The sequence below is a fragment of the Tsukamurella sp. DT100 genome (assembly GCF_049844855.1).
GTDB lineage: Bacteria > Actinomycetota > Actinomycetes > Mycobacteriales > Mycobacteriaceae > Tsukamurella.
In genome coordinates this window covers 479,250-497,676 of record NZ_JBNCLV010000002.1, presented here as the reverse complement: position 1 = coordinate 497,676, position 18,427 = coordinate 479,250, and the positions used below count along the sequence as shown (strand labels likewise).

The 18,427-nt window shown below is 71.6% G+C and carries 20 protein-coding genes; 9 read left to right on the top strand and 11 right to left on the bottom strand.

What is annotated here, in order from left to right; all coding sequences use genetic code 11:
• Positions 1 to 3: 3 nt before the first annotated feature.
• Entirely contained in the window at positions 4 to 1,335 is a 1,332-nt protein-coding gene (locus ACLQ3K_RS05970) for a hypothetical protein (RefSeq protein WP_425997786.1), read from the bottom strand.
• 98 nt (positions 1,336 to 1,433) lie between these two features.
• Here ACLQ3K_RS05970 and ACLQ3K_RS05965 point away from each other — a divergent pair, with 98 nt between their 5' ends.
• Positions 1,434 to 2,189 (top strand): acyltransferase, encoded by a 756-nt coding sequence (locus ACLQ3K_RS05965; RefSeq protein ID WP_224648353.1) that lies wholly within the window; start codon positions 1,434 to 1,436, stop codon positions 2,187 to 2,189.
• Here the strand turns inward: ACLQ3K_RS05965 and ACLQ3K_RS05960 are convergent.
• A complete protein-coding gene (locus tag ACLQ3K_RS05960; protein WP_224648351.1) occupies positions 2,186 to 2,554 on the bottom strand; it encodes a MerR family transcriptional regulator in 369 nt (122 codons plus the stop codon). The genes ACLQ3K_RS05965 and ACLQ3K_RS05960 overlap by 4 nt on opposite strands.
• Positions 2,555 to 2,599: 45 nt before the next feature.
• Here ACLQ3K_RS05960 and ACLQ3K_RS05955 point away from each other — a divergent pair, with 45 nt between their 5' ends.
• Positions 2,600 to 3,460 (top strand): SDR family oxidoreductase, encoded by an 861-nt coding sequence (locus tag ACLQ3K_RS05955; RefSeq protein WP_425997784.1) that lies wholly within the window; start codon positions 2,600 to 2,602, stop codon positions 3,458 to 3,460.
• 3 nt (positions 3,461 to 3,463) lie between these two features.
• Here ACLQ3K_RS05955 and ACLQ3K_RS05950 read toward each other — a convergent pair whose 3' ends face one another.
• The 4 genes from ACLQ3K_RS05950 to ACLQ3K_RS05935 all read right to left on the bottom strand — a co-directional run bounded on the left by ACLQ3K_RS05950 (position 3,464) and on the right by ACLQ3K_RS05935 (position 7,680).
• Positions 3,464 to 3,991 (bottom strand): GNAT family N-acetyltransferase, encoded by a 528-nt coding sequence (locus ACLQ3K_RS05950; protein WP_425997782.1) that lies wholly within the window; start codon positions 3,989 to 3,991, stop codon positions 3,464 to 3,466.
• A 116-nt stretch (positions 3,992 to 4,107) separates the two neighbouring features.
• A complete protein-coding gene (locus ACLQ3K_RS05945; RefSeq protein WP_425997780.1) occupies positions 4,108 to 5,415 on the bottom strand; it encodes a glycosyltransferase family 4 protein in 1,308 nt (435 codons plus the stop codon).
• 1 nt (position 5,416) lies between these two features.
• Positions 5,417 to 6,919, bottom strand: a complete 1,503-nt coding sequence (locus tag ACLQ3K_RS05940) for a glycoside hydrolase family 57 protein (RefSeq protein WP_336672175.1) — start codon at positions 6,917 to 6,919, stop codon at positions 5,417 to 5,419.
• Between the two features lie 20 nt (positions 6,920 to 6,939).
• Positions 6,940 to 7,680: a class I SAM-dependent methyltransferase gene (locus tag ACLQ3K_RS05935; RefSeq protein ID WP_425997778.1), complete on the bottom strand. Its 741-nt coding sequence runs from the start codon at positions 7,678 to 7,680 to the stop codon at positions 6,940 to 6,942.
• 205 nt (positions 7,681 to 7,885) lie between these two features.
• Here ACLQ3K_RS05935 and ACLQ3K_RS05930 point away from each other — a divergent pair, with 205 nt between their 5' ends.
• From ACLQ3K_RS05930 to ACLQ3K_RS05910, 5 genes are all read left to right on the top strand, one after another.
• Entirely contained in the window at positions 7,886 to 8,665 is a 780-nt protein-coding gene (locus tag ACLQ3K_RS05930; RefSeq protein ID WP_224648341.1) for an electron transfer flavoprotein subunit beta/FixA family protein, read from the top strand.
• A gap of 36 nt (positions 8,666 to 8,701) precedes the next feature.
• Positions 8,702 to 9,658 carry an electron transfer flavoprotein subunit alpha/FixB family protein gene (locus ACLQ3K_RS05925; RefSeq protein ID WP_224648339.1) on the top strand — a complete coding sequence of 319 codons (957 nt, stop codon included), beginning with the start codon at positions 8,702 to 8,704 and terminating at the stop codon, positions 9,656 to 9,658.
• A 158-nt stretch (positions 9,659 to 9,816) separates the two neighbouring features.
• Positions 9,817 to 11,271, top strand: a complete 1,455-nt coding sequence (locus ACLQ3K_RS05920) for a catalase (protein WP_425997775.1) — start codon at positions 9,817 to 9,819, stop codon at positions 11,269 to 11,271.
• Positions 11,272 to 11,561: 290 nt separating this feature from the next.
• A complete protein-coding gene (locus ACLQ3K_RS05915) occupies positions 11,562 to 12,611 on the top strand; it encodes an IS110 family transposase (protein WP_425997773.1) in 1,050 nt (349 codons plus the stop codon).
• Positions 12,612 to 12,823: 212 nt separating this feature from the next.
• A complete protein-coding gene (locus tag ACLQ3K_RS05910; RefSeq protein WP_224651541.1) occupies positions 12,824 to 13,714 on the top strand; it encodes an oxygenase MpaB family protein in 891 nt (296 codons plus the stop codon).
• A 6-nt stretch (positions 13,715 to 13,720) separates the two neighbouring features.
• On the opposite strand, the gene ACLQ3K_RS05905 is transcribed toward ACLQ3K_RS05910, so the two are convergent.
• Positions 13,721 to 14,569 carry an alpha/beta fold hydrolase gene (locus ACLQ3K_RS05905; RefSeq protein WP_224651543.1) on the bottom strand — a complete coding sequence of 283 codons (849 nt, stop codon included), beginning with the start codon at positions 14,567 to 14,569 and terminating at the stop codon, positions 13,721 to 13,723.
• 28 nt (positions 14,570 to 14,597) lie between these two features.
• Positions 14,598 to 15,713 carry a glycoside hydrolase family 76 protein gene (locus ACLQ3K_RS05900; protein WP_224651545.1) on the bottom strand — a complete coding sequence of 372 codons (1,116 nt, stop codon included), beginning with the start codon at positions 15,711 to 15,713 and terminating at the stop codon, positions 14,598 to 14,600.
• Positions 15,714 to 15,837: 124 nt separating this feature from the next.
• On the opposite strand from ACLQ3K_RS05900, the gene ACLQ3K_RS05895 reads away from it, so the two are divergent.
• Both ACLQ3K_RS05895 and ACLQ3K_RS05890 read left to right on the top strand, forming a co-directional pair.
• A complete protein-coding gene (locus ACLQ3K_RS05895) occupies positions 15,838 to 16,074 on the top strand; it encodes a type II toxin-antitoxin system Phd/YefM family antitoxin (protein ID WP_224651547.1) in 237 nt (78 codons plus the stop codon).
• A complete protein-coding gene (locus ACLQ3K_RS05890; protein WP_224651549.1) occupies positions 16,071 to 16,442 on the top strand; it encodes a type II toxin-antitoxin system VapC family toxin in 372 nt (123 codons plus the stop codon). The genes ACLQ3K_RS05895 and ACLQ3K_RS05890 overlap by 4 nt, the downstream gene beginning before the upstream one ends.
• Positions 16,443 to 16,457: 15 nt before the next feature.
• Here ACLQ3K_RS05890 and ACLQ3K_RS05885 read toward each other — a convergent pair whose 3' ends face one another.
• Genes ACLQ3K_RS05885 through ACLQ3K_RS05875 form a run of 3 tightly spaced genes read right to left on the bottom strand, consistent with a single transcriptional unit; the run spans position 16,458 to position 18,402 of the window.
• Positions 16,458 to 17,165 carry a TrmH family RNA methyltransferase gene (locus ACLQ3K_RS05885; RefSeq protein ID WP_374201372.1) on the bottom strand — a complete coding sequence of 236 codons (708 nt, stop codon included), beginning with the start codon at positions 17,163 to 17,165 and terminating at the stop codon, positions 16,458 to 16,460.
• Positions 17,162 to 17,710, bottom strand: coding sequence for an orotate phosphoribosyltransferase (gene pyrE / locus ACLQ3K_RS05880; protein ID WP_425997769.1), 549 nt, complete (start codon positions 17,708 to 17,710; stop codon positions 17,162 to 17,164). The genes ACLQ3K_RS05885 and pyrE overlap by 4 nt, the downstream gene beginning before the upstream one ends.
• A complete protein-coding gene (locus tag ACLQ3K_RS05875) occupies positions 17,707 to 18,402 on the bottom strand; it encodes a hypothetical protein (RefSeq protein ID WP_224651553.1) in 696 nt (231 codons plus the stop codon). Before ACLQ3K_RS05875 ends, pyrE begins: the two co-directional genes overlap by 4 nt.
• Between the last annotated feature and the right edge of the window lie 25 nt (positions 18,403 to 18,427).

The window sequence follows — 18,427 nt, the reverse complement described above, 5'->3', positions numbered from 1 at the left end:
GCGTCAGTTCTTGGCGACGCTGTCGCCCGTGCGGCGGCCCGACGTGAACGCGAAGACGGTCCCGTCGTCGCCGACGGTGACCAGCTCGCCGTCGGGCCCGATCGAGACGCCCGAGGCGGACTTCACCGAGTCCGGCAGGTCGAAGGTGCGCAGCGTGGTGCCGGTGTCGGTGCGGAACTCGATGAGCTGCGACTGCACGGCCGCCCAGGAGCGGACCACCGCGTAGCCGACGCCGCCGCGGATCTGCGTGGCGGGGGAGACCATCGCGACGTCGGTGCGCTTGAAGGCCTCGCGCACGCTCGTGCCCTCGTCCTTGAGCGCGACGAACGACGCGCGGTGCAGGCCGGGCGCGGCGGGGATGATCGTCCCGTCGGGCGAGACCGACGGGGGCAGCGTGCTCTGGTACCCGAGGTCGTGCGTCCACTTCGTGGCGCCGGTCCTCGCGTCGAGCGCGGCCAGCTTCTCGCCCCGCAGGTTCACGTACAGCGTCGAGCGGTCGGCTGACAGCGCGGGCGAGCCGATCGCACCGTCGGGCAGGTCCGCGCGCTCCCACGCGTACCGCAGGTCGTGCCGGTCGCCGCCGTTCTTGTCGTAGTCGACCGCCATCACCTTCGACGGTCCGCCCTTCGCCCCGACGACGACGAAGGCGCGCTCGGCCTGGGTGTCGACGGCGGGCGGCCCGGACACCGGGCAGCCGGGGCCGTTGGTCGCGCAGTCCTCGAGGCCGGCGCCGTTGGCGTTGGCCGAGACCTGCGGGAACAGCCCGATCGCGGCGCCCGCGGCGTCCCCGTCGTGCGTGTCGACGAGCACCATCTGGCCGAGGTGCGTCACGGCGAGAACGGTGTTGTCGCCGGCGAGCTTGATCCACAGCGGGGTGCCCGCGGTGGGGTAGCGCCAGCGCACCTGGTTGTCGGCGTTGAAGCTGTACACCCAGCCGGGGATGCCGAGGTAGGTGTAGTCGAACTGATCCACGACGGGGGCCTGCAGGTCGGCGCCCGCGGCGTCGCGGCGACAGTAGGTCTTGCGGCCGACGGTGAGCTCGAGGTTGAACGTGGTGCAGCCGGTCTCCGTGCGGGCGGTCACCGAGACCACGCCGCGATTGGAGATCGCGGGCTGCACGGTGTTGGGGCCGACGAGGTCGCGCGTCCAGGCGGGGACGAGGGAGGAGGCGGCGTCCTTCTCCGCGTACGAGTTGTTGCGCGAGTCGCCGTACATGCCGGGCCAGGAGGCGGAGTCGTCGGCGTACACCCAGGTGTCGTCGGGCGTGCAGGAGACCAGCACCGCGGCGGCGGCCACCGTCGCGCCCAGTGTGAGCGCGCGCCTACCCAACCGCATGTGTCTCCCTCGACTATCGACTGCCACGATCGCCCCACAGACTAGCGCGGCGGCGGTACCGGACCGGCGGGGCGCACCCGCCGGATAGGCTCCCCGGCATGACGAGCATGTGGAACGCCCCGTATCGATCGCGGTGGCGGCACGCGCGGCAGGCCGATCAGCAGGCGCGATTCCTCACGCCCGCATCGCTGCGCTGGGTCCTCAAGAACAAGGCGTACACGCCCTGGTACCTGGTGCGGTACTTCCGCCTCCTGAAGTTCCGGGTGGCGAACCCGCACATCGTGCTCAAGGGCATGGTCTTCCTGGGCAAGAACGTCGAGATCCACGCGACGCCCGGCCTCGGCCGGATGGAGATCGGCCGCTGGGTGCACATCGGCGACTCGAACAAGATCCGCTGCCACGAGGGCTCGCTGCGCATCGGCGACAAGTCGGTCTTCGGCCGCGACAACGTGGTCAACTGCTACCTCGACATCGAGTTCGGGCCCGCCTCCCTCGTCGCCGACTGGTGCTACATCTGCGACTTCGACCACAAGATGGACGACATCAACATCCCCATCAAGGACCAGGGCATCGTCAAGGGGCCCGTCCGCATCGGCGGCGACACCTGGGTCGGCACCAAGGTCACCGTCACCCGCAACACCCTCATCGGCCACGGCACCGTGCTCGGCGCGCACGCCGTGGTGCGCGGGGAGATCCCGCCCTACTCGATCGCCGTCGGCTCGCCGGCGCGCGTGGTGAAGAACCGCAAGGACATGTGGGACGCGTCCATCGCCGAGCGCGCCGAGCTCGAGCGCGCGCTCGCCGACATCGAGCGCAAGAAGGCCGAGGCCCGCGGGCTGCCGGGGAACGGCTAGGGCGCGCGGACGAAGGTGGCGCACTCGGGGCAGTCGTCGAGGTAGCGGTGCCGGCAGTCGACGGTGTGCTGCAGGTACGTGATGGCCGCGCGGCGCGCGCGGACCTCGGCCTCGAGGGCCTCGATCTTCGCCACGACGACTGGCTGCGCCGCCGCCTTCGTCGGGGCCATCGCCGCGATCACCTCGGGCAGTGACAGGCCGACGGCGCGCAGCTTGAGCACCGTGCGCGCCTGCTCGACCGCGGCGGCGTCGTAGCGGCGATAGCCGTGGGAGTCGCGCGCGACGATGAGCGCGCCCACGTCCTCCCAGTGCCGCAGGACGTGCGCCTCGACGCCCAGCAGCGCCGCAACTTCACCGATCGTCATCGCGCCCTTGCCTTCAGGTCGACTTGAACCCCTACATTCTCGCCCATGAGTCGCACTTCGAATGGACTGGTCCTGGTGACCGGTGCTGCAGGGAACCTGGGACGGGAGATCGTGGCGCGCCTGCGCGCCGACGGTGCCGCCGTGCGCGGGATGGTCCGGACGCCGCCCGCCAATGCGGTGCACGACCTGGTCATGGGGGACCTCACCGACGGTGCCGAGGTGCGCGCGGCATTGCGCGACGTGGACGCCGTCCTGCTGATGTGGCCCTTCCTCGGCACCGCCCAGTCCGGGCCGGTCGTCGACGCCCTCACGGAGTCCGGGACGCGGGTCGTGTACCTCTCGTCGACCGCGATCGATGCGGCGGCGGACGTCGGTGCGGAGCCCGATCCGATCGCCCGGACGCACGCGGATATGGAGGCGCTCCTCAGCGCGACGGGCGTCCCCGTGACCGTGCTGCGCTCGGACACCCTGGCGTCGAACGCCCGCGGGTGGCGGGCTCAACTCGCGGCCGGCGACGTCGTGCGTGGACCCGCCACGGCGCCGACGGCGGTCGTCGACGAGCGGGACGTGGCCGCCGCCTCGGCCGCGGTGCTCCTCGACCCGCGGGCGGGGGAGTTGCACAGGATCACCGGCCCGCGACCGATCGACCGGGCCGAGCAGGTCGACGCGGTCGACGCGGTCCTCGGCCGGGCGTTGCGGTTCGAGGCGGTGCCGTACGACGCCGCCCTGGCGCAGCTCCTCGCCGACGGCCGTCCCCGCGCGTTGGCAGAAGCGGTGGTCGAGGCGGCGCGGTCGCGTCCGGCGTCCCGACTCGTGACGGATGACCTGGCAGCGCTCACCGGGCGGGTGGCCCGGCCGTTCGCGCAGTGGGCGCGCGACCGTCGTGCGGAGTTCGACGCAGGCTAGGAGCTACAGCACGTAGAACGGGCGGGCGTAGCGGAACTGGCCCCGCACGTCCGGCGTGTACGCGACGAGCGTGCGCACCATGAACGAGTCGCCGGACCACTCCGCGACGTCGGGCTCGATGCCGACCTCGGTGCCGGGGACGAAACCGAAGCGCGGGTAGTAGTCCTTGTGGCCGAGCAGCGCCACGAGCCGCTCGCCGAGGGCGTCGGCGGCGCCGAGGGCGGCGAGGATCAACGCCGAGCCGATGCCCTGGGCCTGCGCCTCGGAGCGCACGCCGAGCGGCCCCGCGGCGAGCACGGGCGTCTCGCCGACGGCGGCGCGGGTGAGGCAGACGTGGCCGATCACGGCGCCCTCGTCGTCCTCGGCGACGAAGGACAGCTCGTCGATCCAGGCGCCGCTGAGCCGCAGCGCCTCGACGAGGACGACCTCCAGCGGCTCCGTGCGCCCGGGCGGCGTCATGGGGGCGAACGCGCTCCGGTGGACGTCCGCGACCGCGGCGTGATCCTCCGGCGTCTCGTTGCGGATCAGCACGCGTGCTGCTTCCCGTGGTCCATGGGAAGGAGGTCTAACAAACGCGCTGTCATGAATCGACCGTGCCACAGGATTCACGATGATGCACATCGTGCAGGTCGGGGGCCCGGGCGGACCTAGAGCGGATTCGTCGGATCGCGCTCGGGGAGGGGCCGCTCGTCGATCACGCGCCGCCCGAGCGGGGTGCGCGGACGCCGCTTCGCGGCGAGGTAGACCTGCGTCGTCTCGCGGGCGACGGCCTCCCACGTGAGCTCCTCCACCTCGGCGCGCGCCGCGGCGGCCCAGCGGTGCGAGGACGCCGGATCGTCGAGCACGGCGCGGATCGCGGCGGTGAGGCCGGGTACGTCGGCGGGCTCGACGGACAGGCCCGTCTCGTCCGTGCGGATGAAGTCCGCGAGGCCGCCGGCGGTGGTCGCGATGACGGGGATGCCCGTGGCGGCGCCCTCGAGCGCGACGATGCCGAAGGGCTCGTAGCGGGACGGGATCACGAGGGCGTCGGCCGAGTGCAGCTGCGCGACCAGCTCCTCGTGGTCCAGCGCGCCCGTGAACTCGACGGCCCGCAGCACCCGCTGCTCCCGCGCGACCTCGCGCAGCCACGTGGCCTGCGTGCCGTCGCCGGCCACCGTCAGCGTGGTCCCCGGGTGCGTGCGGCGCACGCGGGCCAGCGCGGCGATGAGGTCCTGCACGCCCTTCTCGTACTCCAGCCGGCCGACGTACAGCAGGCGGGGCGCGCCCCGTCGGGCCGCCGTGCGGGACCGGTCCCAGTAGGGCCAGGCGGTGGCGTCGATGCCGTTCGCGATGGTGTGCAGCTGCGCGAGTCCGGGCCCGAACAGGCGGTTCACCTCGTCGGACATCGAGCGCGAGCAGGTGATCACCGCGTCGGCCTCGTTGGCGAGCCACCACTCGGTGGAGTGCACCTGCCGGTTCACCGGTCCGGAGACCCAGCCGCTGTGCCGGCCGGCCTCGGTGGCGTGGATCGTCGCGACGAGGGGCGCGTCGAAGGCCTCGGCGAGGCCGACGGCCGCGTGCGCGGCGAGCCAGTCGTGGGCGTGCACCACGTCGGGCACCCAGGGCCGGCCAACGGTGCCGGCGCCGTGCAGGGCGTCCTCGCCGGCGGTCGGGTTGTACCCGGCCAGCCGCAGGCCCGCCCGGAGCATGGAGTGCCCCATGGACAGCACCCACGGCATCATGTCGGTGCCGAAGTCGAGGGCCAGCGGATCCTCGGCGGCCATGATGACGCGGATCCCGTCGACGACGGCGTCGGACGTGGGGTGGCTGCGGGGATCGGTGCCGGTGGGCTGGCGCGAGACGACGACCACCTCGTGGCCCTGGTCGCGCAGCTGCAGCGCGAGGTGGTGGACGTGCCGGCCGAGGCCGCCGACCACGACGGGCGGGTACTCCCAGGAGACGAGCAGGACGCGCATGTCAGAACCCTCCCAGCGGCGCGGGGAGGCGCCGGGCGTCGAGGCCGGGGAACGGATCGTCGGCCAGCCGCCAGGTACGGGCCAGCGCGACCGCGCGGGCCTCGTCGCCGCGCTCGGCGGCCTCGGCGATCTCCCGCAGGGCGTGGGCGTGCTTGTAGGCGCGGTCGCGGGCGTACGCCGCGGCGGTGTCCTTGGAGACCATGAACGGCCAGTCGGACTGCAGGCACATCAGCGCCTCCTGCAGCACCTGGTCGCTCACCACGTCGCGCGTGCGTCCGGCCCGCTTGTCCAGGACGCGCAGCACCGTCGTGGTGATCTCCTCGTTGAGCTCGACGAACTCGCGCACGAGCGGGCCGTCCCAGACGTGCCAGTCCTTGCCCGAGCCCCACGAGCTCGCGGGGATCTCGCGGGCCGCGCCCACGTACCCGGCCTCGGCGGCGGAGCGCAGCGTGCCGACGCGGACGCCGGCCTCGGGCAGGGCGCGCAGGACGCGCTCGAGCCAGATCGGCCCCTCGTACCACCAATGCCCGAAGAGCTCGGTGTCGAAGGCGGCGACCACGAGGGCGTCGCGGCCGATGCGGGCGCTCTCGGAGCGGACGCGCGCCACGACGGTGTCCACGAAGTCGGCGACGTGCTTGTCGATCACCGCGTCGGCGCGCGCGGGGTCGTACGGCGCCTTGTCGGCCTCGGCGACGTTCTTACCGGTCACTCGGCTGGGCTTGAGGCCGGTGGCGTGGTCGTGGGCGTAGAAGTCGCGGTAGGCGGCGTGGCCGGGGTAGCCGGACTTGGGCGACCACACCCGGTAGCTCACGGGCAGGTCCCGGCCGAAGGCGAGGACGGAGGAATCGCCGACCGGGCGTGCGAGGGCGGTGTCGCCCCCGAGGGTGGGCCCGTCGACCATGAAATGCGTGACGCCGGCGGCCTCGTAGCCGGTCTCCATGCCGGGCTTGTAGGCGCACTCGGGCGCCCAGATCCCGGTCCGGGCGGGGGAGCCGAGCCGGGACGTGCCGTAGGCGAGGCCCTCGCGCAGTGACAGCTCGCGCAGGCGGGGGTGGAGCAGGGGCTGGAAGGGGTGCGCCAGGGGGCCGCCGAGCAGTTCGACGGTGCCCGCGTCGGCCAGCCGGCGCAGCACGGGGCTGCCGCCGTGGCGCCAGCGGGTCTCGAACAGCTCGAGGGCGTGCGCGGCGTTGCGGTGCTCGCGCGCGCCGAGTTCCGCTGCGGCGGGGCGCCCGGAGAGCGCGGCCTCGTGGGCGCGGAGCTGCCAGTTGCCGAGGTAGTGGTGCATGGCCTCGAGGCAGTACGGGTCGTCGAGCTGCGCGGCGAGCACGGGGGTCACGCCGAGCGTGAGCTGGTCGGTGCGGCCCTCGGCCGCGAGCCGGTCGAGCATCTCCGCCATCGGCAGGTAGGAGGCCGCCCACGACTGGTACAGCCACTCCTCGCCGACGGGCCACGCGCCGTGGTGGGCGAGCCACGGCAGGTGGGAATGCAGGACGAAGGCGATCATCCCGGGCTCGTGCCCGGCGGTCACGGCTTCCTCGCGTAGAAGAACAGGTCGAGGCTGTCCGGAGCGTCGGCGCGCAGGTCGAAGTCCTGCGCCGCGACGGCGGCGACGTCGTTCGACAGCTCCTCCGGCCAGGGCTCGCCAGCCAGCGACCGCTCGATCTGCGCGTCGATGAAGCTGCCGCCGTGCGTGCGGTCCAGCTCGGCCAGCCGCGCGCCGTGGTAGACGCCGAGCTTCTCCGTCACCTCGAAACCCGCGTCCTCGAGCAGCTCGACCAGCTCAGCCGAGTTGAGCTCGCGGGTGTGGAACGGATTGAGCGGGGTGTCGCGGCCGGGGGAGAAGGTCACCCGGTTGGGGGTGGAGATCGCGAGCTCGCCGCCGGGGCGCAGGATGCGGGCGACCTCGCGGAGGAACTGCGGCTGGTCCCACAGGTGTTCGATCACCTGGAAGTTCACGACGGCGTCGACGGACGCGTCCTCGAGGGGCAGCTCCGCGAGGTTGCCGTGCAGCATGATCACCTTCGGGTACGCGGCGCGCACGTGCGCGGCGGCGGACTCGTCGTAGTCGAGTGCGGTCACGTTCGCGCCGGCGTCGGCGAGCATCGCGGCGCCGTAGCCCTCGCCGCTGCCGGCCTCGAAGACCGACTTCCCGGCGTAGCGGTCGACGATCGCGAGATAGGCGATCTCGTGCCGGCGAAACCAGTAGTTCTCCTCGGGGATTCCGGGAACGGTTCGCTCGCCGGTCAGGGGCAGCGGGTCACACATTCTTCTCAGCCTAGTCGTCGACGGGGGTGGGCCATCCCACATGGACAGTTACCAATCGGTAACTTACTCTGGCGTTAAACAGTGTCGTGAGGCGGTGCTAAGTTCTACTCGCCGAACCTGAGGCGGGGGAGGATTTCCGTCCCTCGCGGCAGTGTGAGAATGTGCCTACGAGTATCCGATCATCGATGGAGGTCGACGAAGACCAATGACGAACGTAGTCGTACTGATCAAGCAGGTCCCGGATACGGGTTCCGAGCGCAAGCTGGCCGATGACTTCAGCCTCGACCGGTCGATCGACCCGTACCTGGACGAGATCAACGAGAAGGCCGTCGAGCAGGCCCTCCAGATCAAGGAGGCCAACGGCGGCGAGGTCACCGTGCTGACCGTCGGTCCCGCCAGCGCCACCGATGCGATCCGCAAGGCTCTGTCCATGGGCGCCGACAAGGCCGTCCACGTGCAGGACGACGCCATGCACGGCTCGGACGCCATCCAGACCTCCTGGGTGATCGCCCGCGCGCTCGGCACCATCGAGGGCGTCGAGCTCGTCATCGCCGGCAACGAGGCCACCGACGGTCGCGTCGGCGCCGTCCCGGCCATCCTGGCCGAGTACCTGGGCCTGCCCCAGCTCACGCACCTGCGCAAGCTCACCGTCGAGGGTGACGCGCTGAAGGCGGAGCGCGAGACCGACGAGGGTCTCTTCGAGCTCGAGGCCTCGCTCCCCGCGATCGTCTCGGTGAACGAGAAGATCAACGAGCCCCGCTTCCCCTCCTTCAAGGGCATCATGGCCGCGAAGAAGAAGGAGATCAACGTCCTCTCCCTCGCGGAGATCGGCGTGGAGCTCGACGAGGTCGGCGGCGCGAACGCCGGCACCACCGTCACGGGCGTGACCCCGAAGCCGGCCAAGGAGGCGGGCGAGAAGGTCGTGGACGAGGGCGACGGCGGCGACAAGGTCGCGGCCTTCCTCATCGGCCAGAAGATCATCTAAGACCCCTCGAGTCCACTCATAAGGAGAGAAGCCGATATGGCAGAAGTACTCGTCCTCGTCGAGCAGGTCGACGGGAATCTGAAGAAGGTCACCGCCGAGCTGCTGACCGCCGCCAAGGCGCTGGGTGAGCCGTCCGCCGTCGTCGTGGGCGCCCCCGGCACCACCGACGCCGTCGCCGAGCAGCTCAAGGCCGCCGGCGCCGCCAAGATCTACCGCGCGGAGTCGGCCGACGCCGACGGCTACCTGGTGACCCCGAAGGTCGCCGTGCTCGCCGAGCTCGCCGAGAGCACCGGCGCCGCCGCCGTGCTCACCGCCGCCACGTTCGAGGGCAAGGAGGTGGCCGGCCGGGTCGCCGCGCGCCTCGGCTCCGGCCTGATCGCCGACGCGATCTCGTTCGGCCCCGGTGGCGCCGCCGTCCACTCGATCTTCGGTGGCTCGTTCACCGTCGACGCGACCGCGGGTGGCGACACCCCCGTCGCCTCGCTGCGCCCCGGCGCCATCGAGGCCGACGGTGTCGCCGGCGCGGGTGAGATCGTCGACGTCGCGGTTCCGGCCGAGGCCGAGAACGCGGTGAAGATCACCTCGAAGAACCCGATCCAGGGCGGCAGCCGTCCGGAGCTCACCGAGGCGACGATCGTCGTCTCCGGTGGTCGTGGTGTGGGCTCGGCCGAGAAGTTCTCGGTCGTCGAGGAGCTCGCCGACTCGCTGGGTGCCGCCGTCGGCGCCTCGCGTGCCGCCGTCGACTCGGGCTACTACCCGGGCCAGTTCCAGGTGGGCCAGACCGGCAAGACCGTGTCGCCGCAGCTGTACATCGCCCTGGGCATCTCGGGCGCCATCCAGCACCGCGCCGGCATGCAGACCTCGAAGACCATCGTGGCCGTCAACAAGGACGAAGAGGCCCCGATCTTCGAGATCGCCGACTACGGCATCGTGGGCGACCTGTTCGATGTCGCCCCGCAGCTCACCGCGGCCGTCAAGGCGCACAAGGGCTGATAGCAGTACCTCGTACGTACGAGCCCCGTCCGGATCCGTCCGGGCGGGGCTCGTTCGCATTCGCTACCGTGGGGAGAGGACCCCGCTTCCGCTCGTCGACCAGCCCGACGGGTGTGAACGGTCCTGGACGACAACCACATACGCGGAGGAGAACAGCCATGTCCGAGAACGCGAACTTCACCACTTCCGATTCCGGAGCGCCCGCCGGGAGCGACGAGCTCTCGTTGACCGTCGGCGCCGCAGGCCCCATCGCCCTGCACGACCACTACCTGATCGAGCAGATGGCGCAGTTCAACCGGGAGCGGATCGCCGAACGCCAGCCGCACGCGAAGGGCAGCGGCGCCTTCGGCACGTTCGAGACGACCGCTGACGTCACCGCCTTCACGTGCGCGGAGGTCTTCGCGCCCGGCGCGAAGACCGAGATGATGGCCCGGTTCTCGACGGTGGCGGGGGAGCGCGGGAGCCCCGACACCTGGCGCGATCCGCGGGGCTTCGCGCTCAAGTTCTACACGCCCGCGGGCGTGTACGACATGGTCGGCAACAACACCCCCGTGTTCTTCATCAAGGACCCGATGAAGTTCCAGCACTTCATCCGCTCGCAGAAGCGCCGCGCCGACAACAACCTCCGCGACCACGACATGCAGTGGGACTTCTGGACCCTGTCGCCGGAGTCCGCGCACCAGGTCACCTGGCTGATGGGCGACCGCGGCATTCCGAAGTCGTGGCGGCACATGAACGGCTACAGCTCGCACACGTACCTGTGGGTCAACGCCGAGGGCGTCAAGCACTGGGTCAAGTACCACTTCGTGTCGGACCAGGGCGTCGCGACGCTCACGCAGGACGAGGCCGATCGGCTGGCGGGGGCCGACGGCGACTTCCACGTGCGCGACCTCTTCGACGCCATCGCCCGCGGCGAGCACCCGAGCTGGACGCTCAAGGTCCAGCTGATGCCCTTCGACGACGCGGCCGACTACCGGTTCAACCCGTTCGACCTGACCAAGGTGTGGCCGCACGCCGACTACCCGCTGCAGGAGGTCGGTCGGATGACATTGCACACCAACCCCACCGACAACCACAGCCAGATCGAGCAGGCGGCGTTCGAGCCCAGCAACATCGTCCCCGGCATCGGTTTCAGCCCGGACCGGATGCTGCTCGGTCGTGTCTTCGCGTACGCCGACGCGCACCGCGCGCGGCTCGGCGCGAACTACAAGCAGATCCCCGTGAACCGGCCGCGCACCGAGGTGCGGAGCTACTCCAAGGACGGCGCGATGCGGATCGATCCGGTCCGGGATCCGGTGTACGCCCCGAACTCCAAGGGCGGCCCCGCCGCCGACTACCCCGGGCAGCCCGAGCCGCAGTGGGCGGCCGACGGCGAGCTGGTGCGGGCGGCGTACGTCGCGCACCGTGAGGACGACGACTGGGGCCAGGCCGGCACCCTGGTCCGCGACGTGATGGACGACGCGCAGCGCGAGCGGCTGGTGTCGAACGTCTCCGGGCACCTTCTCGACGGGGTGACGGAGCCGGTCCTCCAGCGCGCCTTCGACTACTGGCGGCGGATCGACCAGGAGATCGGGGAGCGGATCGAGCGGGCCGTCCGCGAGGCGCAGGGCTGACTGTGAGGATGGGATCTGCCACCTCGATGTGCCAGCAGGATCGGTGTTTCGGTGGTGGGCTGTAGCTGACGGCCCTCGGATGTGACCCGTGGCCTGACTGGCCGTGATGCCTTACTCGCGACTTGTCCGTTTGGGGGTTGTCGGCACCGGCCCGGTCGGAGCGACTGGCCTGATCAGGAGCTTGACCGACCGCGGTGTTGCAGCGCCGCGATCGTGTCCCGTCACAGTCCCGCCGTGACTCCTCCCGGACCGGAACCAACCTGTTGGTCCCACCGGATGTGGAGGAACGCATGACCAGTCTGACGGAAATCGTCGATGTCGTCATCGGAGTCGATACGCACGTCGAGACACACACCGCCGCCGCGGTGCACGCACGCACCGGAGCGGTGCTCGATCAGATCACCGTCGCCACCACCGCCGACGGCTACCAGCAACTGCTCGACTTCGCCGACGGGCACTCGCAGTTGCGGGCCTGGGCGATCGAAGGCACCGGCGGACACGGCGCCGGCCTGACCCGCGCACTCGCGGTGCGCGAGGAGCTGGTGGTCGAGCTCGACCGCCCCGAACGAGTGCAACGACGGCACGGCGCGAAGTCCGACCCACTCGATGCGATCCGCGCCGCCCGCGAGGCTCTGTCCCGGCCCGAGTTGGGAACCCCTCGTGCGGCCGGCGACCGGCAAGCGTTGTCGGTGCTCCTCGCGGCCCGGCGATCGGCAGTCGACGGCTCCACCGTGGCGATGCGGCAACTGTTCAGCCTGGTCATCGCCGCCCCTGAGCCGCTCCGCGAGGCCCTGCGCGGACGCCCGCTGCCCGAGGTGGTGAACATCGCCGCGAAGCTCCGCACCCGCGCCAGCTGGGACACCGAAACCGCCACGACCGCATCGGTGCTCAAGACACTGGCCCGCCGAGTACAAAGCCTGCAGAAAGAAGCAGACGAGCACGAAAAGCAGATCCTCGCGATAGTCAAAGCCTGGCGGCCGGACCTTCTCGCGCAGCTCGGCGTCGGCCCGATCGTCGCCGCCACCCTGCTCTGCGCATGGTCGCATCCAAGCCGCGTGCGCTCCGAGGCCGCATTCGCGATGCTCGCCGGCGTCGCACCGATCCCGGCGAACAGCGGGCAGGTCACCACCCGCTATCGGCTCAACCGGCACGGCGACCGCCAGCTCAACCGCGCCCTGCACACCGTCGTCCTCTCGCGCCAACGCTACGACCAGGCCACTCGTGACTACACCGCCCGCCGAACCGCCCAAGGCAAGACCCCACGCGAGATCAAACGATGCCTCAAGCGCTACATCGCCCGCGACCTCTACCGCCTACTTGAGCACCCGTGGACTACTTGACACCCATAGGAGCGTCGCCGGTGCGGCGCCGCTGCGCGCCCTGTTCGTCCGGCGCGCTCTCGGATTCTGTCCGTTGCGGACACGGTGTCCGCCGTGGACAGGATCCGAGAGTCGCGCCATCGCTCCCCGCGCCCGTTGTCGACCGCCCGTGTGACCTCTTGCACATCTGTATAAGTCGACTTACAGTGAGGTCAGCCCACCGAGGAGACGTCATGCAGAAGATCGACCGCAACCGCGGCCTGAACCCGGAGACCGACTTCGTCGAGATCTCGCGGAATCTCGGGACGTACGACTTCCCGTGGGACATCACCCAGGCCCTGAGCTTCGCACTCTTCCGCACCTACGCCGTGCCCAGCATCGGCCGCCTCCTCGCGGACACGGGCGAGTTCACCGAGCGGGTGCAGAAGCGCTACGACGACACGGCCCTCCTCCTCGAGGTGCCGCTGCTCAAGGGCTTCGCCAGCCCCGAGGGCAAGGCCGCCGTCCGGCGCATCAACCAGATGCACAAGATGTACGACATCTCCGACGACGACATGCGGTACGTGCTGTGCACCTTCGTCGTGGTGCCGATCCGGTGGAACGCCGACTACGGCTGGCGGAAGCTGACCGAGGCGGAGAAGCTCGCGACGGTCCGCTACTACCAGACCCTCGGCAAGCACATGGCGATCCCCGACATCCCCGCCACGTACGACGAGTTCGCCGACTACATGGACTGCTACGAGGCCGAGCACTTCGCCTTCGACGAGGGCGCCCGCCGCGTCGCCGACTCCACCCTCGAGCTGCTCAAGAGCTTCTACGTCGCGCCCGTGCGCCCCGCGATCGGCGTCTTCAGCCGCGCTCTCATGGACCCGCCGCTGCTCGCCGCCTTCCACTACGACGATCCGGGTCCCGTCGTGCGCCGGATCTCCGTCGGCGCGATGAAGCTCCGCGCCCGGCTTCTCGCGGTCCTGCCGTCCCGGCGCCGCCCCGCGCTGGTGAAGAACAACCACCGGATCCGCAGCTACCCGAAGGGCTTCCGCACCGAGGGCCTCGGCACCTTCGCGCCGGGCTGCCCCGTGCATCGGGGCGCCACATCCGACGCCCCGAGCCTGGAAGCGCACTAGCCGCGCTCAGGCCTCCCCGCCGAGCACGTGGCGGCGGATCTCCGGGATCACGACGTCCCACGTCGCGGGCGGCGGGATCTCGTGGCCGGCGCCGTGCAGCACCACGAGGCGCGCGTCCGGGATCAGCCGCGCCAGCGCCTCGCCGTGCGGCAGCGGGAACAGCGGGTCGTCGGCGCTGTGGATCACCAGCGTCGGGGCGACGATCGCCGCGGGGTCGACGGGTGGCGCCGGCTCCGCGAGGAAGTGGTTGTTCAGCGACGATTCCATGGTCCGCGTGCGGCGCACCTCCCGCGTCGCGATCGCCCGCGTCCGCTCCTCGTCGAGCCCCGCAGGGCCGGCGTAGGGCCGCTCGACGTCGACCCGGTAGTCGATGACGGCCGCCTCGTCGGACCAGTCGATCTCGGGCGGCGGCTCCGAGAACGTCGCCGCCACGGCGGGTGTCGGGCCGGGCAGCGGGTCGTGATCGCCGCCCGCGGGGCTGGACTCGATGAGCGTCAGCGACAGCACTCGCGCGGGCGCGCCGACCGCCAGCGTCTGCCCGATCCCGGCGCCCATCGACATCCCGACGACGTGCGCGGCGCCGACGCCGAGGGCATCGAGGATCCGCAGCGGGTCGGCCGCGAGGTCGCCGCCGGTGTATGTGGGCGCGCCGGGCGGCGACGTGGACGATTCGCCGCTGTCGCGGTGGTCGTAGCGGATCACCCGCAGGTCGTCGCCCGCGAGCCGGGCGCAGAACTCGGGCGTCCACCAGTCCATGGATTGCCCGCCGCCGGCGACGAGCAGCACCGTCGGACCGCCGGCGCGGCCGATGACGTCCACCGCGAGCGCGGCACCGTCGACCTCGATGACCTGCATGGCGACCTCCTGGGTCTCGGTGCCCGGCTCAGTGTCGCGCGAGCGCGGCCGCGGCCTCCATCGCCATCCAACCACCGACCTGCACGGACAGGTCGCGTTCGGGCGTCTCGCTGGAGCGCACGGTGCCGCCGGTGAAGTAGGCGGGCGCGTCGGTGCTGCCGGGGATGCGGGCGTCGCGGGTCCAGTCCGCGGAGAACAGCACGCGGCCGTCGAGCTCGCGCGTGCCGTGCCAGGCCGCCTCGGCGGAGGCGAAGACGATCTCCGACGCCAGGGTGCGCGCGTCCTCCGCGTCGGGACCGCGCAGGGCGCGGGCCGCGACCGCGAGGTACCGGATGAGGATGCCGTTGAACAGGCCGCCGTCGCCCCCGTCCCCGCCGGTGATGACGGCACCGTCGGTCATGTGCTCGGCGACCGCGGCGATGAGGCCCGCGGCGCGGACCGCGTGCGTGGGCGCCAGGTCCGAGGAGAGCTCCGCGTCCAGGCCGATGGTGACGCCCTGGTTGTAGGAGTACTTCTCCGGGTAGATCTTCCCGACGTCTGGGCTGTCGTAGTCGCCGTCGACCCCGTCGTTGATGAGGCCCGTCTCCAGGTCCAGCAGGCGCCGGTACAGCCAGTCGGAGGTCTCCTCCGCGCGCTCGAAGCGGCCCATCCGGGCGAGGAAGATGCCGGCCGGGCCGTTGGCGGGCGCGTTGAGGAACAGGCCCTTGGTGCGCCAGGTGATGCCGCCGCCGGCGTCGGGCACCCACGCGTCGTAGAGGGTGTCACGGAGCACGCGCAGCCGTCGCGCCGAGTTCAGGCCCGCGTGGCGCTGCGCCCGCTCCAGCGCGAGCCCCATCCACGCCATGTCGTCGTTGTACGAGTTGGTGACGCGGAAGAAGTTCCGCACGCGGTGGCCGCGTGCGATGCGCAGCACCAGCTTCCGGGTCGACGGTGCGCCGTCCCGGACGTAGGCGTCCACCGCCACGTCGAGCAGGTGGGCCTGCCACCAGTAGTTCCAGCTGACGAACAGCGAGTCGCGCCGGGTGGCGGGGTAGGCGGGCGTGCCGAGCAGGGTGCCGGGGATGCCCCACACCGGTTTCAGGTGCCGCTCCACGACCGCGGCCTGCGCCGCGGCCGCGCGCTGATTCCACTCGACCGAACTCATGATGACATCACATCACGGGTCACCGACGAGTGCACGTCACCGCAGGTCAGGGCAAGCCTCAGGAGGGGGTATCCCCGCCCGACATCATCTGGCCAGACCTGACCAACCCAGGTATCGTGAAAGCATGGGCAGCGCCGAGTTCAACATCTACGCCGCGAAGTCGCAGTTCTCGCGGTTGGTCGCGCGCGCCGAGCAAGGAGACCGGATGACCATCACCCGCAACGGCAAGCCGGTCGCGCGGCTCGTCCCCTACGTCGCCGACCACCCCGCGCGACGGCCCGGGGCGTGGGCCGGGCTCGAGGTCCCGGACGACTTCGACGCGCTCACCGAGCAGGACCTGCAGGACTGGTACGGCGAGTGAGACTCCTCGTCGACACCCACGTCCTGCTGTGGTGGCTCGCGGACAGCCCGAAGCTGAATCCGACGCACCGATCACTGATCCAGGACCCGGACAACGAGGCGCTCGTCTCCGCGGTCGCGGTCGCCGAGGTCGCCATCAAGGCGTCGCTCGGCAAGCTGGATGCGCCGGCGCTGACCGAGCAGTTCCTCCTCGACGAGGGCTTCGCCCCGCTGCCGCTCGACGCCCGCCACGCCGCGGCCCTCCGCGAGCTGCCCTGGCACCACCGCGACCCGTTCGACCGCATGATGGTCGCGCAATGCCTGGTCGAGCAGGTGCCGCTCCTCACCGTCGATGAACGGATCCGCGAGTACGGGATCGACACCCGCTGAGTCGGCCCGCCGCGGTCATCGGGCGGCGTCGAGGTCCGCGTGCTCGCGGACCCAGGCGTGCATCGCGATGCCGGCGGCCACGCCGACGTTGATCGACCGGGTCGAGCCGAACTGGGCGATCGACACCGTCGTACCCGCGACGTGTCGTGCACCGCCGGAGACGCCCGGCCCCTCCTGCCCGAACAGGAGCAGGCACCGTCGGGGCAGGGAGGCGCGCTCGAGCGGCACGGAGCCCGGCAGGTTGTCGACGGCGACGATCGGCAGGTCGCGCTCCGCGCACCACGCGGCCAGCGCGTCCGTGTCCTCGTGGTGGTGCAGGTGCTGGTAGCGGTCGGTGACCATGGCGCCGCGCCGGTTCCAGCGGCGCCGCCCGACGATGTGCACGGCCCGCGCGCCGAAGGCGTTCGCGGTGCGCACGACGGTGCCGATGTTGGCGTCGTGGCCCAGATTCTCGATCGCCACCTCGAAGGGATGCCGGCGGGCGTCCAGATCGGCGACGATCGCCTCGCGCGTCCAGTACCGGTACGCGTCGACGACGTTGCGGCGGTCGCCCTCCGCGAGCAGGTGGGGGTCGTACCGGGGGTCGGTCGGAGCCGGGACGCCCGGATTCTCCGAAGCCCACGGACCCAGCCCGACGGTGTGCGGTCCGGGCAGGCCCGTCACCCACTCGGTCGGCCCGAGCTGCTCGTCCGGGCCGCCCTCGGCGTCGGACGGGTCGGTCACAGCCCCAGGTCGGCGAGGCCGAGCACCGAGCGGTACTCGAGGCCCTCGGCGGCGATGACGTCGGCGGCGCCGGTCGCGCGGTCCACGACGGTCGCGACGCCGATGACCTCGGCGCCAATGTCGCGCAGCGCTCGGACGGCGGTGAGCGGCGAGTTGCCGGTGGTCGTGGTGTCCTCGACGACGAGGACGCGCTTGCCGACCACGTCGGGGCCCTCGACCTGGCGCTGCATGCCGTGCGCCTTGGCGGCCTTGCGGACGACGAAGGCGTCAATCGGCCGGCCGGGGGCGTGCATGACGGCGGTGGCGACGGGGTCGGCGCCGAGGGTGAGGCCTCCGACGGCCGTGAAGTCCCAGTCCGCGGTGAGCTCGCGCAGCAGCGCGCCGATCAGCGGGGAGGCCTCGTGGTGCAGCGTCGCACGGCGCAGGTCGACGTAGTAGTCCGCCTCGCGGCCGCTGGAGAGCGTGACCTTGCCGTGTACGACGGCCAGCTCACGGACGAGCTCGGCGAGCCGGGCCTTGGCGGCCGGGTCGAGAGAAGCGGTCACCGGCCGGACTCCTTGCCCGAGCGGACGGGCACGGGCTGGCCGGGATCGCGGGGGCCGCCCGACGTGACGACGCGGGCGTGGCCCTCCGGCGGGAGGACGCGCAGCAGGTCGCCGAAGCGGCGCACGGCCTCGAGCGCCTCGTCGAGGTCATCCGGGTCGTCGGTCGCCGCCATGGACGCCACGGTCCACTCGCCCTCATTCCACAGGGACTCGATGTAGTCGGGCACCTGCTCGGCGAACGTGATCATCCGGCGATCGGCGACGCGGCGCGCGACCTCGGCGTTGTTCGTGTACAGCACGCGCGGGCCCAGGGCTCCGAGCGGCTCCATGCCGGGCTCCCCGGGGGCGGGGCGACCCTCGGCCCGCAGGTCCAGCAGCGCGCCGGACGCGGCGCCGCGGCTGACGGCGACGATCGTCGCGGCCTCCTGCAGGTCGAAGACGTAGGCGGCGGCCCCGAAGTAGGCGCCGTGGGCCACGTCGACGATCGCGGGGTCACCGGGGACGGCCATGCCGCCGCGGTGGAATTCGTCGTGCAGCGACGGGTCGGCGGCGCTGTAGACGAACTCGCGCTGCGCGGCCCAGTCGGCGCGCTCGGAGTTCACGGCGGGCGAGTGGTTGCGCTCATACCAGATGAGCGCGGCGGCCAGCGCCGCGCAGACCACCGCGAGGATCAGGAACACTACGTACGACATCGCCACCTACAGTAGCGCGTCGACC

Bases quoted from the DNA above. Each gene is read 5' to 3' on its own strand.
- ACLQ3K_RS05970 (WP_425997786.1), bottom strand. From the start codon at position 1,335: ATGCGGTTGGGTAGGCGCGCGCTCACACTGGGCGCGACGGTGGCCGCC.
- ACLQ3K_RS05965 (WP_224648353.1), top strand. From the start codon at position 1,434: ATGACGAGCATGTGGAACGCCCCGTATCGATCGCGGTGGCGGCACGCG.
- ACLQ3K_RS05960 (WP_224648351.1), bottom strand. From the start codon at position 2,554: ATGACGATCGGTGAAGTTGCGGCGCTGCTGGGCGTCGAGGCGCACGTC.
- ACLQ3K_RS05955 (WP_425997784.1), top strand. From the start codon at position 2,600: ATGAGTCGCACTTCGAATGGACTGGTCCTGGTGACCGGTGCTGCAGGG.
- ACLQ3K_RS05945 (WP_425997780.1), bottom strand. From the start codon at position 5,415: ATGCGCGTCCTGCTCGTCTCCTGGGAGTACCCGCCCGTCGTGGTCGGC.
- ACLQ3K_RS05940 (WP_336672175.1), bottom strand. From the start codon at position 6,919: ATGATCGCCTTCGTCCTGCATTCCCACCTGCCGTGGCTCGCCCACCAC.
- ACLQ3K_RS05935 (WP_425997778.1), bottom strand. From the start codon at position 7,680: ATGTGTGACCCGCTGCCCCTGACCGGCGAGCGAACCGTTCCCGGAATC.
- ACLQ3K_RS05930 (WP_224648341.1), top strand. From the start codon at position 7,886: ATGACGAACGTAGTCGTACTGATCAAGCAGGTCCCGGATACGGGTTCC.
- ACLQ3K_RS05925 (WP_224648339.1), top strand. From the start codon at position 8,702: ATGGCAGAAGTACTCGTCCTCGTCGAGCAGGTCGACGGGAATCTGAAG.
- ACLQ3K_RS05920 (WP_425997775.1), top strand. From the start codon at position 9,817: ATGTCCGAGAACGCGAACTTCACCACTTCCGATTCCGGAGCGCCCGCC.
- ACLQ3K_RS05915 (WP_425997773.1), top strand. From the start codon at position 11,562: ATGACCAGTCTGACGGAAATCGTCGATGTCGTCATCGGAGTCGATACG.
- ACLQ3K_RS05910 (WP_224651541.1), top strand. From the start codon at position 12,824: ATGCAGAAGATCGACCGCAACCGCGGCCTGAACCCGGAGACCGACTTC.
- ACLQ3K_RS05905 (WP_224651543.1), bottom strand. From the start codon at position 14,569: ATGCAGGTCATCGAGGTCGACGGTGCCGCGCTCGCGGTGGACGTCATC.
- ACLQ3K_RS05900 (WP_224651545.1), bottom strand. From the start codon at position 15,713: ATGAGTTCGGTCGAGTGGAATCAGCGCGCGGCCGCGGCGCAGGCCGCG.
- ACLQ3K_RS05895 (WP_224651547.1), top strand. From the start codon at position 15,838: ATGGGCAGCGCCGAGTTCAACATCTACGCCGCGAAGTCGCAGTTCTCG.
- ACLQ3K_RS05875 (WP_224651553.1), bottom strand. From the start codon at position 18,402: ATGTCGTACGTAGTGTTCCTGATCCTCGCGGTGGTCTGCGCGGCGCTG.